Origin of the sequence: Caballeronia udeis (genome assembly GCF_044909315.1) — a bacterium.
Classification (GTDB): domain Bacteria; phylum Pseudomonadota; class Gammaproteobacteria; order Burkholderiales; family Burkholderiaceae; genus Caballeronia; species Caballeronia udeis_A.
The window spans coordinates 375,064-390,397 of sequence record NZ_JBIYEB010000002.1; the positions used below are offsets into that span (position 1 = coordinate 375,064).

13 protein-coding genes are annotated in these 15,334 nt (G+C 62.6%); 4 read left to right on the forward strand and 9 right to left on the reverse strand.

Annotated elements, in window-relative coordinates; translation table 11 throughout:
• Nucleotides 1-2 precede the first annotated feature (2 nt).
• From ABH944_RS04405 to ABH944_RS04440, 8 genes are all read right to left on the reverse strand, one after another.
• Nucleotides 3-1,007, reverse strand: coding sequence for a type II secretion system F family protein (locus ABH944_RS04405; RefSeq protein WP_404604413.1), 1,005 nt, complete (start codon nucleotides 1,005-1,007; stop codon nucleotides 3-5).
• Nucleotides 1,000-2,376: a TadA family conjugal transfer-associated ATPase gene (locus tag ABH944_RS04410; RefSeq protein WP_404604412.1), complete on the reverse strand. Its 1,377-nt coding sequence runs from the start codon at nucleotides 2,374-2,376 to the stop codon at nucleotides 1,000-1,002. The genes ABH944_RS04405 and ABH944_RS04410 overlap by 8 nt, the downstream gene beginning before the upstream one ends.
• Nucleotides 2,377-2,379: 3 nt before the next feature.
• Complete coding sequence (locus tag ABH944_RS04415; protein ID WP_404604411.1) at nucleotides 2,380-3,783, reverse strand: fimbrial protein; 1,404 nt, start codon at nucleotides 3,781-3,783, stop codon at nucleotides 2,380-2,382.
• Between the two features lie 129 nt (nucleotides 3,784-3,912).
• Nucleotides 3,913-5,451, reverse strand: coding sequence for a type II and III secretion system protein family protein (locus ABH944_RS04420; protein WP_404604410.1), 1,539 nt, complete (start codon nucleotides 5,449-5,451; stop codon nucleotides 3,913-3,915).
• Between the two features lie 130 nt (nucleotides 5,452-5,581).
• Nucleotides 5,582-6,541 carry a Flp pilus assembly protein CpaB gene (gene cpaB / locus ABH944_RS04425; RefSeq protein ID WP_404604409.1) on the reverse strand — a complete coding sequence of 320 codons (960 nt, stop codon included), beginning with the start codon at nucleotides 6,539-6,541 and terminating at the stop codon, nucleotides 5,582-5,584.
• Between the two features lie 33 nt (nucleotides 6,542-6,574).
• Complete coding sequence (locus tag ABH944_RS04430) at nucleotides 6,575-6,994, reverse strand: TadE/TadG family type IV pilus assembly protein (RefSeq protein WP_257026136.1); 420 nt, start codon at nucleotides 6,992-6,994, stop codon at nucleotides 6,575-6,577.
• 110 nt (nucleotides 6,995-7,104) lie between these two features.
• Entirely contained in the window at nucleotides 7,105-7,674 is a 570-nt protein-coding gene (locus ABH944_RS04435; protein WP_404604408.1) for an A24 family peptidase, read from the reverse strand.
• 230 nt (nucleotides 7,675-7,904) lie between these two features.
• The gene (locus ABH944_RS04440; protein ID WP_404604407.1) at nucleotides 7,905-8,066 is read right to left on the reverse strand and encodes a Flp family type IVb pilin; all 162 of its coding nucleotides are present in this window, start codon (nucleotides 8,064-8,066) and stop codon (nucleotides 7,905-7,907) included.
• A gap of 897 nt (nucleotides 8,067-8,963) precedes the next feature.
• Here ABH944_RS04440 and ABH944_RS04445 point away from each other — a divergent pair.
• The 3 genes from ABH944_RS04445 (at nucleotide 8,964) to ABH944_RS04455 (ending at nucleotide 13,765) form a co-directional block, all read left to right on the forward strand.
• Nucleotides 8,964-10,919 carry a collagen-like triple helix repeat-containing protein gene (locus ABH944_RS04445; protein WP_404604406.1) on the forward strand — a complete coding sequence of 652 codons (1,956 nt, stop codon included), beginning with the start codon at nucleotides 8,964-8,966 and terminating at the stop codon, nucleotides 10,917-10,919.
• Nucleotides 10,920-11,427: 508 nt separating this feature from the next.
• The gene (locus tag ABH944_RS04450) at nucleotides 11,428-13,131 is read left to right on the forward strand and encodes a ShlB/FhaC/HecB family hemolysin secretion/activation protein (protein WP_404604405.1); all 1,704 of its coding nucleotides are present in this window, start codon (nucleotides 11,428-11,430) and stop codon (nucleotides 13,129-13,131) included.
• 160 nt (nucleotides 13,132-13,291) lie between these two features.
• Nucleotides 13,292-13,765 (forward strand): DUF2147 domain-containing protein, encoded by a 474-nt coding sequence (locus tag ABH944_RS04455; protein WP_404604404.1) that lies wholly within the window; start codon nucleotides 13,292-13,294, stop codon nucleotides 13,763-13,765.
• 122 nt (nucleotides 13,766-13,887) lie between these two features.
• Here ABH944_RS04455 and ABH944_RS04460 read toward each other — a convergent pair whose 3' ends face one another.
• The gene (locus ABH944_RS04460; protein ID WP_404604403.1) at nucleotides 13,888-14,214 is read right to left on the reverse strand and encodes a hypothetical protein; all 327 of its coding nucleotides are present in this window, start codon (nucleotides 14,212-14,214) and stop codon (nucleotides 13,888-13,890) included.
• A gap of 66 nt (nucleotides 14,215-14,280) precedes the next feature.
• Here ABH944_RS04460 and ABH944_RS04465 point away from each other — a divergent pair, with 66 nt between their 5' ends.
• Nucleotides 14,281-15,312 carry a site-specific integrase gene (locus ABH944_RS04465; protein ID WP_404604402.1) on the forward strand — a complete coding sequence of 344 codons (1,032 nt, stop codon included), beginning with the start codon at nucleotides 14,281-14,283 and terminating at the stop codon, nucleotides 15,310-15,312.
• Nucleotides 15,313-15,334 lie beyond the last annotated feature (22 nt).

Here is a 15,334-nt window from a genome sequence, read left to right on the forward strand (position 1 = left end):
GATCAATCCTTCAGGCGCGCCAGCCGGTAAAGCAGGAAAGCGCCGAACACTTGCAGCCCGAACGCCATATACACGAGGCGCTGGCCGAATGGATCGGACCACATGGACTGGAAGTACGACGGGTTCGAGATCATCACGAAGCCTCCCACCAACGCCGGCAATAGCCCAAGCACCCAGGCGGACAAACGCGTTTCGGTGGACAGCGCAACCAGTTCGCGCTCGGCCTGTTCGAGATCGCGCATCAGCGTCGCCATGCGGTCGAGCATCACGTCGGAGCGCCCGCCGTATTTCACCGAGATGCGCAGAACCGAGCCCACCAGTTCCAGCTCGCGCACGCGATACGCCGAGGCCACATTCTTCAGCGCCACGTCTATTTCGACGCCGGAGCGCAACATCCGCGAAACCCGGTCGAGGCAGTCGCGCAACGGCGCGTCGGTGGTTGTCAGTGCAACCTGGAACGCGGCTGGCACGCTGTTGCCAATAATGATGAGCCGCACGATGCCATCGAGGAATACGGGCAACTGCCGCGATATGCGTTGATAACGTTTCTGGGTGCGCCATGAGAGGAAAGCAAACGCGCAGAGCACCCCGAAGACGACAAAACCCAGCCCAACCATCCAATGCGTACGCACTCCGACCCAGCACGCTCCCGGCAGGATCACCGCACCGGTGCCCAACAAAAAGATGCGAGTACTGGCAATGCCCGAGCGGCTCATCAGATTGCCGAAGCCATAAACCACACGCGCTTGCAGATGGCGTGCGTTCTCGCGAACGCCGCGCGGCGCTCCATTCGGCGACATCGCCGCGGGAGCTGCAGCGCGAGTGCGCTGGCTGTTCTGGGCAGGCGCCGTGCCCGGTGTTGCCCCCTGCACAGACGCCACGCGCCGGTCAACAAAACGATCTGTCAGCGCGCGTTCGCGGTTGTCCTGCGCACGCTGCCACAGCAGCAGCCCGCCAGCGGCACACAGCAGCGCCACGACCAGGACAAGTCCGATACCGCTAGACATTGAAGCTTCCTCCCGAGCGGCCAAAACCACCGCTACCGCCGCCGCGCCCGAAGCCGTCGTTGAAGCTGTCGGCGCCTCCGTCGTTACCGAGAGACTGCCGGTACTTGGCAAGCTTCGGTGAGCTCGGATGAATGCCGAGCGAGACCCAGTTATCCACTTCCTCGCCGCCGTCCATCAGCGGCTCGTACCGGTATAACTCCTGCGTCGCGACGATGTTGTCCGAGAGACCCGTCACTTCCGTCACCGATAAAATCCGCCGCCGCCCATTGGACAAGCGCCCGATCTGCACGATGAAATCGATGGCGTTCGCAATCTGCCGGCGCAAGCTCGACTCCGTGCCCTGGAAGCCGGCAAAGCCCGCCAGCATCTCGAGCCGGTACAGACATTCCCGCGCCGAGCTGGCGTGGACCGTTCCCATTGAACCGTCGTGGCCTGTGTTCATCGCCTGCAGCATTTCCAGCACTTCGCCACCACGCACTTCGCCCACGATGATCCTGTCCGGACGCATCCGCAGCGTGTTGCGCAAGAGGTCGCGGATCGACACCACACCCGCGCCGTCAAAGCCGCCTGGACGGCTTTCCAGCCGCACCACATGCGGGTGGTTGAGCGAGAGTTCGGCGGTGTCCTCGATCGTCACCACGCGCTCCTGCTTCGGCACAAAAAACGCGAGCGCGTTGAGCAGCGAAGTCTTGCCCGAGCTGGTCCCGCCCGACACCAGCACGTTGCAGCGCGCGGCCACCGCCGCGTCGAGCAGCCCGCAGATCTCCTGATTGAAGGTACCGTTCGCGAGCAGGTCGTCGGGCCGCAACGGGTCGCGGCGGAACTTGCGTATGGATACCACCGGGCCATCGAGCGACAGCGGCTCGATCACCACGTTCACTCGGCCGCCGTCGGGCAGGCGGGCATCGACCATTGGATTCGATTCGTCAAGCCGCCGGCCAATGGGAGCCAGAATACGCCGCACGATCCGCAGCAGATGAGCGTTGTCCGCGAAGCGCACCGGGATCTTCTCGAGCATGCCGTGACGCGAAACATACACGTCATCGAAGCCGTTGATGAGGATGTCCTCCACGGCCGGATCGGCGAGCAGATCCTCGATCGGCCCGAAGCCCGCCAGCTCCTTGGTCAGCGCCTGCGCGACCAGCCGCACTTCGCTCTCGTTGAGCGGAATGCGCCGCAGCCGGACGAAGCCGTCGATCTCCAGATCGACGAACTGCTGGATCGCCTGGCGCGACCAGCGTCCGAACTCGGCGCCCAGCTCTTCAATCCGCGTAAGCAGATGTTCATGCGCCGCGTTCTTGATGTCCTGGAACTGCTGGGTATGCGCGAACGAAGTAGCGTCGTCGGCAAACTCGATGTCTTTTGCCATCGTCTATGACCGCTTGGTGAAAGTGGGAAAGAACCGCTTGAGAAGTTGTTTTGAGCCGCTCGCCGCGTCCGTGGTATCCGCCGTCCTCTGCTTCGCTGCCTTGGGATCCATGCCGTCCGGCACCGGCCCCGACATAGGTGCGACGCCGTCGGCCGCCAGCGCCTTGTGACCGCCAAGCCGGGCAACCAGCGGGTCGAGCGCGCGCACATAGGCATCGCGTTCCGCTATATCCGCCAGCAGCCGCCCCTGGTTCACCGCGCGGCCAAGCGCCTGCGCGCGCGCCGGCAGCACCGCGAGCAGCGGCAAGCCAAGCCGCTCGGCAATCTGCTCGGCGCCAAATTGCAACATTGGATCGAACTTGTTCACGACCAGCTGCAGCTTCTGCGGCGCATCGGCGGTATCGCGATCCTTCGGCAAGCGTGCATCGGCATCCTGGAAACGCAGGCCTTCCAGCAACTCCATGGCGGACACCGCTGACGCCACGTTCGGATCGCAAACCAGCCACACGTTGTCTGCGGCACGCACCATCTGCGCGACGAACTCAAGGTTGGTAAAACCGCCAAGATCGACAATCTGGTGATCGAAGAAGGTCCGCAGCCGGTTAACCAGGTTCACCGCCGACGCGTACGACACCTCGCGCATCCCCGTGAGATCCGGCGGCAGCGTCGTCACCGCCAGGCCGCTGACGTGGCGCCCGAACGCTGTATGGACGAAGGTCTGGTCGAAGCGGCGCAGGTTACGCACGGCATCGACGAAATTGAATTCGCTTTGCGTGTCGAGCAACACGGAACTGTCCGCAGCAGGAATGCCCAGGTCGAGCAGCGCTGCGGTCTTCGCTGCTGCCGTACCGCGCTTTTGCAGCTTCACAGCCAGATTCGCCGCCAGCGTGCTGACACCTACGCCAATACGCGCGCCGAGCAGCACCGTCATATGCCCGTGGCGGTTGGTGATCTGTTCCGTCTTCGCAGACTGGCTGGCCTGCTCAATCAACTGCTTCGCAATCCGAAGTGCTTCGCCAGGCTCGCCCTCCACGTCGATAAAATCACGCACACCGGCGCGCAATGCCGCAATCGCGCTGGCCGACTGCTGAAGTGACCCGAGCGCGACGATGGCAACTCCCGGGAATGCGTCGTGCACTGCGGTCGCCACGGCGGTCGCGCTTGCGATGCTGGCCTCGGGCGCTTCAAGCGGCGCGCGGGCAAAGTCGATGAACACCATCGCGGCGCCCAGCGTCGATATCTTCGGCATCAGCTCGACAGCGTCGAACGGCACATGCTCGAGCGCGCCCAGCGTTCCCAGGGCGTGCGCGAGCCACGCCCGGCGTCCCGAATCAGAGCAGACGCACAGGAACCGGACGCCCGGGGGGCGCGCTTCCGTCTCAGTCAAAGATAGAACCCTTGCGTTCATTGCCGCTTTCTCCTGCCACATCGGCGCGGGCAACGCTGCCTGCACATCTCGCGGCCCCCACCGTTCCTGACGGACTTGCACGCGTCTCCACCATCCGCCTGCCATCCTCTCCGTCAGCACTTGCGCCAATCATTTCGAGAACCCCGGCACCTCGTCGCTCGACGCCGCGACACCTCCCATGAACGAGCGCCATACCGGTCCGTCGCGCTGCTCGGATTGCTCGCCGGGCGTGGCGGGAAGCACCGCGCCCTTTGCGATCGGCGAGACCAGGTGCGGTGTCACGATGATCACCAGCTCGCGATCGTTCTGCGTGTATTGCAGGGTCTTGAAGAACGAGCCGATGATCGGCAAGTCGCCCAGCACCGGCACTTTGTCGACGTTCGATGCCGTCTCGCGATCGATCAGGCCGCCGATCACGAAACTCTCGCCATCGCCGAGTTCGACTGTGGTGTCCGCACGCCGCGTGGTGATGGCCGGCACCGAGATGCCGTTGATGGTCAGCGCGTGCGTAAAGTCGAGCTGGCTCGCTTCCGGCGCGACCTTCAGCGCGATCCGCCGCGGTCCGAGCACGGTTGGCGTGACGGTCAACCCGATGCCGTAGGGTTTATAGACAATGCTGATCGTCCCAAGCGACTGTGGCACCGGCACCGGGATTTCCCCGCCGGCGAGAAAGCTCGCACTCTGCCCCGACAATGCGACGAGCGTCGGCTCGGCCAGCACGCGCGCCAGGTTGTTCGATTCAAGCAGGCTCAGGTTCGCGAAAATCCCGCGCGTCCCGAGATTCACCATCAGGTTGAACGCACTGCTGATGGGCGTTGTGGACGTGACCTGCAGATTCGAGGTCGCGCCCCCTGTATACGACGTCAGCGACGAAGGCGAGAAAGTCCCGAATGCAAACGCGTTGTTCTGCTTGAAGAAATTGAAGCCCGCTTCCTTCAGCACGGCCTTGCTGAATTCGACCACCTTCACGTCAACCTGCACGACGGGACTTGTCGCCACCGTCGATGCGTCGAGGACAGCGCCCTCCTTCCCACCGCCCCCGTTGCCGCCCCCGCTACTGCCTCCGGTTGACGCCGAGTCAGGCGAACCGCCGTTCTGCCCGCGAGAATCCCTGGCCAACGCTCCTGATGACGCATCCGACGAACCGGCGGTACCCGCAACCGACTCCCTCGCTACGGCGATAGCAAGCTCATGCGCACCCATGCTCGCGGCGGACCCCGTGACCACTGCTGTCCGGCCAAGCACGTTGACCGCGGGTGTATCGCTGCCGAGCAGTTTTCGGGCGGCCAGCGTGGTGACGTTGATCGTGTAGGTCTGGGCTGCGCTCTGACCGCGCTCCCAGATCATCATCTCGGTACGTCCTGCGCTTTTTCCAACAAGCAACAAGCCGCCGTTCGCACCACCGCTGCTCTTGAGCCAAAGCACGTCCGCGACCGCGGGATCACCCACGGCTACCCGCTGCAATGTGCGCCCCATCGCGATCTGCTTCTGGGCGCCGACGGTGATGTCGATAACCCTCGAAACCGCCGAGTCGGCCGCGTCAGCTGCAGGCCTTGCAGTCTTCGCACTGGCGCACGGACTCGCCGCACACACGCAGACCAGAGTGGCGAGCAATAACCGACCAGCGCCGGAGACGCCGTGTCCTCGATAAGAAGCCTTGGCTTTCATGATTTTTTATATCGACTGCTTACTGCGTTGTCGCCATACGGCGGCATGGCCCCGAACTTTCTTTTGATTTCGACTACTACTCGTCCTTCTACTCGTGCTTCTAAATGTGTTTACGGCGCTGCCTGTATTTTCAGTACGTCACCTTTTCCCTATGCGCACCGCGAATCAACTCGAGATCATTAGACACCGCCTGAAACCGCGGCGCGCGCGCCGCGGGCATGGAAGGCATTGCCGGCAATGGCGGCATGACCGGCGTGCGCGCCGACCGTTCGCCACGGGAACCGGCCAGTGCCTCCAGGGACAAACCCGCAGCCGCACGCGACGCACCATCATTCGGCATCCTTAGCGATGCGAGAAGCGGCGCCATGGCGGGCGGTTCGGCTATGTCGGTATCGGCGGGATTGCGCAGCGCCAGCACGAGACGGCCCGCACCTTCGGCGAGCGTGAGCGCATCGATATCCGCCGTGCGCACGGCCAGCACCGCCGTACGCGCACCCGCACCGCGCGGGGCATTGGCCGCGCTAACGTCGGTGGCGTCGGACGTGCCGGGCAGCGTCGCATCGCCGAAACTGAGCACCCGGACCTTCGACAACAACAACCGCGCCTGGGTCGCATCTACCTCCGCATCCGCGCCAGGACCAGCGGACATATCGCGTTTGAGCATGAAAAACACGTCTACGAAATTGCCGGGCCGTACCCGGTTACCCACCGCATTGCCCTCGTCCACCCGCACCGCCACGGCTCGTTCTCCGGGTGCGATGGCGTCGGCAAGTCCGGTGGTGAGATTTGCTTCGGATAGCGGAGTATTAGCGGTTATCGCGATCAGCGGCACGCGCCCCACGAGCGCGGTGGCATCGGCGAACTCACCCGCTCCACGCGACGGCGCCATTCGCAAGGTCAATGCATCGGCGTCGATCGGCTTGCCGGGAAGCAGATCACGCGTGGTCACGACCACGGGAAAGCTCGCCTGGCCCTGCACGATCTGCGGCACGGGCGCTACTGGCCGACGCGAGAGAGTCCACGCGAAAATGCCGAGCAGCACGGCAAGTACGATCAGGGACACAGCGAGGATGCGGGTAATGTTAGCCATGATCGTCTTGGTCGTTTCAAGCGCGGAGAACGCCTAAAACAGGTTCTCCGGGTTCAGTTGCACCATGGCGCTTGCGATGAGACTTGTCGGCACCGGTAGCCCGATCAATGGCAGCGAGGGCACGAGCGGCTGGCTCGCGTAGTTATATTTGAGCGTCACATTCACGCATTGCATCGTGGCGTCGAAGCTGCACGCCGCGTACGTGGCGGTACAGGGCGCCACGCCCGCGAGCCAGTTCACGAGACCCGTCGCCGTGGTGCAAGCCGCGCTCGCGCGCAGCGCGAGCGCGCTGGCCGTGCTAGTTGCACCAGCCTCGTAACGCAACGCTGCACGCGCTCCTTCGGATGCAGCGAGCGTGAGCGATTGCTGCGCGACGAAGATCATGCTGTACGTAACGATCGCGTAGAACACGAGGAAGAAAAGCGGAAACACGATGGCGAATTCCACAGCCATGCTGCCGCGTTGCACCCGGCGACCGGCACGGGATCGCCCATGTACGGGGGCACGTATCCGGACACTCTGTTGAGCGTCCTGCGACACCAGTCGTGCGGAGTTGAACCGGGTCATCGGGCAGCCTCTAATGCGTGCAGCGTCAGGCTTCCTATCGCGGAGATGGCGAGCAGCGCGGCATACGGCGTTGCCCTGCGGCCTCCAACAATGAAGGTGTACCCTGATGGCCGTTCGGCGCCGGGCTTGGTGACGTCGTGAAAGCCGTCCACGTAGCGGTCGACATTCGGTGAGGACTCCAATGAACCTGAAGTTCTCTTCCGCCTCCCCTCGATCACCGCTGACGCAAGCAAATACAGAACATGAATGCCAGCGGCAATACTGGCCACGATCCACAGCGCGGGCAATGCGTGAAAACCGCACCATGCACCGAGCGTGGCGAACACCTTGACGTCGGCGGCGCCCATCAGGCCGATCAGATAGAACGGCAAGAGCGCAAGCAGTCCGGCCAGGAGACCGAGCGCGGCACTGGATAGGTCAATATGAAATGGTGAATGACCACTCGCCACAAGCACACAGGCCACCGCCAGTCCCGCAATAACGAGCCAGTTGGGTATGCGGCGCGACCGGCAATCGAATAAAATGACCGCGAGTGCCCAGCTAATGAATAACGCGGCGTTAATCATGATATGGACTCGCTTCAACCAGGCAAACTAATCCCGCCGGCCGCTCTTTAAAGCAGTCGACTGGACAAGCCCGGCGTCACGCCTGCGCGCAGCAGATCCGCTACGTGTTATGCGAATTAACGCAACACCACACAGTGAGTGAGTTATACCGGCAAACAGGCCGATATAACAATAATTGCCATGCGAGAAGATATGACGCCTTGATGCCCGGCGGCGCGAAGCCTGTGTCGCTATAACGCGGTCACAATAGCGGTGAACACGGTCTGCAGCTTCGTGACAACGCCACCTACCGAGGCCGCGAGTGCAACCGCGATAAGGCCGGCAATGATCGCATATTCAATGGCGGTGACACCGCGTTCGTCTCTGACGAAGCCTTGGATGAACTTAGACATGATGCTTTCCTCGGATATTTTTTAATGGCCATTTGGCAAATGATCCGGCATTTTTCTGGGTCGCCGCCAGCGGGTTCTCTCTTCCCCGCGGGCTTGGCTCCGCATGCCTGGGTGCGCGTCGTTGCGCGCGTTTTCATTTGCCGCTTCTCTCAAGTTCTAGACGTGTAGTCGATGGTGCCTCCATCAGTCAGGATGTCAAACGATGAATCCCTGAAACGATTTATAGCTGAACGCTATCTTGAAATCAACGGGTAACAAGCAATAATTTCATCGGTTGTTACCCTCGACAGGTAAGGTTTGTGTCACAACAACGCTTTGTACTCAAACACTTACCGCCACCCGTCATTTTTGTTGGCATTGACCAAACGATTCGACGGCTAGCCATCTAGTTAACGGAAGGCCTCTCACAAACTTTAAGAATTTGATCTTCTAGTGTTTCCCCTCCCGTCCGCACTCGTTATTCGGATGATCCGCACGCATTATTAGACCGACCCAATCCGGTTTCGTATTGGAAATCGTTCGTACTACCGTCAAGTGAATGTCTCACCGCGCACGTGAGCAACCAGGGGTGTGATTGCGCATGGCCGACCGCTCACGTAGTAAGCATTCAATGCGTGCCCGGATTCATAGCCCGGTTCGTCGACTGACGCGTAACGCGTTACGGGCCAAAGCGTAACGACCTTGAGCGCACGTTACGTTACGTGAGACCTCGGCTCGGCGTCGCCCCGTTTCCCCAAGACCTTCGGCCCGCCGGCAACGCCATGCCAGGCCTTGTACCGCCTGGTTAACCCGTTGCGCATGCCGAACCGTTCGTCGTCCTCCGAACAAATGGCACGCGTCCTGCAATAAGACGATGGCAATTCAAAAAGCAAAAACTAAATATCATCCGAGGGCGTTATGAAGACCATTCAAATCCGAAGCGGCGCATTGCGCGTCACCATTCTCACCGCGGCTATCGCGACCGTGCTGGCCCTTGGCGCCTGCGGCGGTTCGGGTTCAACCAGCAAGCAATTGGGCAGTTCGGGATCCGGAGCAATACCGACAGCCGGCGGCACCGGTAGCGGTACAGGCAGTGCCGGCGCCGGTAGCGGCGGCGGAGGCACGGGGTCAGGCAATGGCACCACAGTCGGCGGCGGGACAGGCTCAAGCGGAACAGGAACAGGCGACGGAACAACGGTCGCGGGCGGCGGCACCGATGGCAGCAGCTCGGGCACGGGTGCCGGAGGTGCCGTGGGGACCGGCGGCGGCGCCGGGTCGGGCGGAGGGACGGTCGTTGCAGGCGGTGGTGCGAGTGGAGGAACTAGCGGCGGCACGGGTGGTTCGGGCGGAGGTTCGGGCGGAGGTTCGGGCGGAGGTTCGGGCGGAGGTTCGGGCGGAGGTTCGGGCGGAGGTACGGGCGGCGGTACCGGTGGTGGAACATCGATCACGACCCCGGTTGCAGCCGTAGCGGCCGGAGCGGGCAACGTTGTATCGGCGGTGGGTGGTGCAGTGACGGACGTGGGCACGGTCGTCGGCAATGCAACTATTCCCGGCGTCAGCGCCGGCACGACACAGGCCGCCGGCGGTGTCGTCTCCCACCTCGGTGATGCGGCCAACGCCCTGGGTAACGGTGTCTCGCAAGGCCTCGGCCAGATTGGTTCGAGCACCAACCCGGTGGGCACAACACTCGCCAGCACCGGCCACGTGGTTCAACAAGCAGGCGCTGCCGTCAGCAGTGGCGGCAATCTTGTGACGAGCGTCGGCAGCGGCGCGCTCTCCCCGCTTGCACCTGTGATAACGCCCTTGGGCAGCGCGGCAGACACCCTCGGCAATACCGTCACGCAAGCCGGCGGTGCGCTCGGCAAGACACTCTCTACCGGCGCGGTCAGCCAGATCACGCAACAGGTCAGCACTGCGATCACGCCGATCACAGCGTTGGCCGGCTCGCTGACACAGACCGTCGGCTCTGCAACCGGCCTCGGTGCACCGGCCGACAACCTGCTCACCACGCTTGCCGGCGTATTGAAGTCGACGGGCAGCACGGTGGCATCGACGGGAAACAATCCTCTCGCAACGGGTCTGGGCAGTGTTGTGTCCGCCACGGGAACTACGCTCGCGTCAGCGGGCGGTCTTGTGAACGGTACGCCGGGCGGCAACCCGCTCGCGCCGGTCACCGGCATCCTCTCGGGCCTGACAGGCGGCGTGGGCGGAACCGGTGGAGCAGGTGGCGCAGGTGGTGTGCTGGCTCCAGTCAAAGGCCTTGTCGGCGGCGTGACGAGCACGGTTGCAAGCCTTGGCGTGGCGCCTGGTGCAGCCGGTCCGCTGGCGCCCGTTGCAAGTCTGGTCGGCGGCCTGACCGGCGGTGCGGGCGCAACATCGGGCGCAGGCCCGGCGGCTCCTGTCGCGAGCCTGCTCGGCAACTTGACCAACACGGTAGGTGCGGTCGCCACCGGCGTGACGACACCCGTCGCCAGCGTAATAGGCGCTACCACGGGTGCGCTGACCAACGCGACCTCGGGCGGCTCGGCAGGATCGGCGGGCAATCCGCTCGCGCCGGTGACAAGCCTCGTGGGTGGCCTGACAGGCGCATTGACAGGCGCAGCACCCGGCACGGGCGCGGGCGCCGCGAACCCTGTTGGCGGCTTGCTCGCATCGATCACCGGTGTGGGCGTGGGAGCTGGCGTAGGCGCGGGGACCACGACGACGAAATCGCCGTCGACCGGTGCAACAACGACCACCAGTGGCGTAGGAGTTGGCGTCGGAGCGGGTCTCTCGAGCACGACAGGCAGTGGTGCGGGCAGCAGCTCGCCGGGCAACCTGGTGGGCGGCGTGACATCGCTGGTGGGCGGCCTGCTCGGTGCGCATAACAAGTGATATGGACGCTGCCGCAACGCTTGGGCCTCGGGACCTTTCGCCTGGAGCGATCGTCTCGAGGCCGCCGGGTCCGTGAGCGGGACCGCCCCAGGTTTCAGTTGACGGTTTGAAGCATCCTCTCGATACGTCCTTGTGACGAGGAGGTAAGGGTCCACGCACCCCTCAATGAGGTCCTTCAGTGTCTGATAACACCCTTGTCTTTCCCGGCGCCGCATCGGCGCCGGTTTCGCATCGGACCGGATATCGTTTTGTTGTAGACAGAACCGGGACCTAAGCAAAAACAGCAAGGACAACCGATAAAAATAGCGGTACCCGGAAGGGATAAACGAGAATAGATTGGCACAAGAACAAATAAAACCAAAGGTAAAGGCCGCGAAGAGCCGTAATACAGAGGTAGGCAATAAAGCAGCACAGAGCATCAAACGATGACGAACGCAGCAGGACCTCCGGTCATGTCGACCCTGCCTCCTCCGCAGTTCGCACGAAAAAAGCCAACGAGGGCCGCACCGTGAATATCAACGAATGGAAATGGACGCTGCTGCTTGCGGCGGTGGCGGCGCATGCTGCCCAGGCGCAGACCAGCGGTCAGGTCGCGCGGCCGGCGCTGGCGGGCAATCCGTTGGACGCTTTGCCGCAAGTGAACGCGCCGCAACAAGCGCCGGCTGTTACCGTCGACGTCCAGCCTCCGGCCCCGCACATCCAGGAGTTGCTTGCGCGTCACCTGACGCCGCAAAAGATCGAGGTGGAAGGCGTCAGAGCCATTCCCTTCGATGAAGTCGCGCAACGCTTCACGCCGCTGGTGGGCAAGGATGTCACTATCGGCGAGCTGATGGAAACGGCAAACGGCGTGACCGCGCTCTACAAGGAACGCGGTTACGCACTCTCCTTCGCGTTCGTGCCCGCGCAGACCTTCGAGAACGGCGTGGTGCGCATCACGGTAGTCGAAGGTCACGTAGCCGACATCAAGATCAAGGGCAACCCTGGTACGGCTGAAAAACGCATCCGCGCAATCGCCGACCGGATTCGCGCCGACGTGCCGTTGCGGCAGGCGACCTTCGAGCGTTACGTCAATGTGCTTGGCCTCACGCCCGGCGTGAAGATCTCGGCGACCGTCGCGCCCCCGCAGACTACCGACGGCGCGACCACGCTCGATCTCGATGTCGAGCGCAAGCCCTTCAGTTTCGCGACCGGGATAGACATGAATCATCCCGGCGTGCAGGGGATTATTGCTGCAACGGAGAACGGCCTGCTTGGCCAGGGTGAGACGCTGGGCGTCTCGGCGCTGGTGCCCAAGGGCCGCGACGATCAAACCTATTTCGACGTCAACGGCTCATTGCCAATAGGTACGGACGGTTTCACCGTCAAGGCAGATGCATCGCACTACTATGGACACCCTGTCGATAACCCCGGCCTGCCATCCTATGTCGAGCGCACTGTCATCAACGACAAAGTGGGCCTGTCCGCGTCGTATCCGTTCGTGTTGAGCAATACGCGCAGCCTGATCGGCACGGTCGGCGCGTACGCTTCGAATGACGAGGACCGCTACAAGAACACCATCACGGGCGCACAGCTTGGCCAGCGTTCGCAGGTGCATGTCACCACGTTGCAACTCGACTACACCGGCGTGGATACGGGAACGGTACGGCGCGCGAGCCTGAACGTGGCGAAAGCATTCGACGTACTTGGGGCATCGAAATCGGCCGACACCAACATTCCGGGCGTTCTGACGACCAACCCTGCGTCGCTCACCTTCGTACGCACCGGCGCGACGATCTCGCAGACCAACGAATGGCCGTTCAAGATCGGCACCTCGATTGCGGCGACCGGGCAGTACAGTGCGGACTCCCTGCCGACATCGGAGCAGATCGCGTTTGGCGGACAACGCTTCGCGCTCGGTTACCAGCCGGGAGAAGTATCGGGCGATTCGGGTTGGGCCGCATCGGCCGAAATCAACCGGCCGTTTGCAATCGGCCTGGCGTTTTTGAAGACCTTCACGCCCTACGTTTCCGTCGATACCGCCCACACGTATCTCCATGCCGGCGCTGCGAAACCGAGTCGCCTGGCATCAATAGGCGTGGGCTTCCGTATCTCCGATGCTAAGTACTACAGCCTGGATTTATCGCTGGCGAAACCGGTGGGCGATGCCCCGCTGGAAGGGAACGGATCGCGCAGCCCGCGTGTCAACGCAACCTTTTCCTACCAATTCAATTGATGCTGGGAAAGCCGTGGCGGCCAGCCAGGCCCGACTAGAGGGTTTGTACAAAACGCATCCCGATGCTTTGACGTATTCTGTCCGGCACGCTGTGCCCCGCGGCCGGCAGGATAACGACATCGACAACGTATCAAGAGACGTTTTACCTCAAGGAGGAAGCATGACGGGACTTACCCCACGCGCCTATGGGCATTTCAGACGCATCCTGCTGGCCGGCGCACTACTCGCCTCGGCAGCAACAGCCATGGCGCAGGCTGCATCTCCCACGGGACTCTGGCAGACTATCGACGACAAGACCGGTCAGCCCAAGGCAGTCGTGCAGATCGTCGAGGACAGCGATGGCACGCTCAGCGGAAAGGTCCTCAACGGCCTGGGCAGCAACGACGATCCGAACCGCCGCTGCACGGCCTGCACGGATTCACGCAAGGATCAGTTGATGAAGGGCATGACCATCATCAACGGCATGAAGCCCGATGGCGATACGTGGGATGGCGGCGAGATCCTCGACCCGGAGAACGGCAAGATATACAAATGCAAGATGCACCTGGAAGACGGCGGACAGAAACTTGTGGTGCGCGGATATATTGGCATTTCACTGCTCGGACGCTCGCAGACCTGGATTCGACAGCAGTAGGAACGCTGCGTCGCGTTGTCTGAAGCATAAAAAAACCCGTCTGGGGACGTGGAGTCTTCCAGACGGGTTTTTTGTGTGCGTGCGATCTTCGCTCGCACGTCACACCACCTATCACACCGCCATCACGCCGCGTGACGCACACCGCCCCGCGCGTACTCAACCGGCTCGGCCGGGGTCAGCGCCCCAAGCGGAACGAGTGACCCGGGCGACATGAGTACGGGCCGCGCATCGCCCTGCATCGCCGCGGGCTGATCAATATCCGCAGCAAGCGCACGGTCGCCCAATCTCTCCGGCAACTCGGTTGGCACTCGCATGCGCGAGGTCATCAGCGAATACAACCCTTCACTCGCTGCGCCGAACAATTGCTGCATGACACGCCCGAGCACACCGGATTCGTGCCACGCCTTGAAGCGCCGGTGACACGTCTGATACGACGCGCCGTCGCGCAAGGCGCTCGGCTGTATTTCCTCGGCAGGTTGCTCTCCTGTACCACTGCTGTACCAACGGAGAGCCGTATGGCAACGATCACGAAACGAGATGACAACGTATCAACACGCCGCTGGCAGGCTAGAGTCCGCCGCAAAGGTTTCCCCGTACAGACCAAGGCATTCGCTAGTCGAGCCGAGGCAGAGGCATGGGGCCGCGCTCTGGAAGCCCTGTATGACCTCGGGCATGCCGTCGATACCCGGGACGCCCGGGAGATCACTGTGCGGGATGTGCTGGCCCGATACCTCGCTGACGTGGTGCCCGGCCTGAAGGGTCACGAGACAGAGACCTACAGATGCAAAGTCTGGATGCGTCACCCGCTGGCTGAATACGCAATGGCGAACCTGACGAGGCAGGCACTGACGGATTACCGGGACACACGGCTGCTAACTGTCACCGGCTCCACGGTGCGCCATGAGATGCTGCTGCTGGCACGGGCCATCGAGTACGGTCGCAAGGAACTTGGCATCTATCTGGCTGAGAACCCGCTGCGCTCTGTCAGATTGCCGAAGGAGAACGCTGCTCGTGAGAGACGCCTGCTGCCCGGCGAGGAGGAGCGGCTGCTTGCTGCGTGCCGTGGGTCAGGCGCTCCGTACCTTGAGCATCTGGTGGTGGTTGCCGTCGAAACCGGCATGAGGCAGTCCGAGATACTGGGCCTTCGGTGGGATCGGATCAGCTTCGAGAAACGGGTGGCTGTGTTGGGCGACACGAAGAATGGTGAAGCTCGGGCGGTGCCCCTGACTCACCGTGCCGCTGCTGCGATGCAGGCCATGCGGACAGTGCGCGAATTAAATTGGCACCGCAAAAGGGAATACACGGATACAGGACCGTTCAGCAAGCTCAATTCCACGGTCGTGCGTCATTCGTTCATGCGGACACGAGACCGGGCTGGAATGCCCGACCTACGGTTTCATGATTTGCGCCATGAGGCAACATCTCGACTGTTCGAGAAGGGACTGAATACGATGGAGGTCAGTGCCATTACTGGACACAAAACCCTCACGATGCTGCGCCGGTACGCGCACCTCAGCATGGATCACCTGCTAATGAAGCTGGGCTGACGAAGCGGCGTGACTTGCGGCG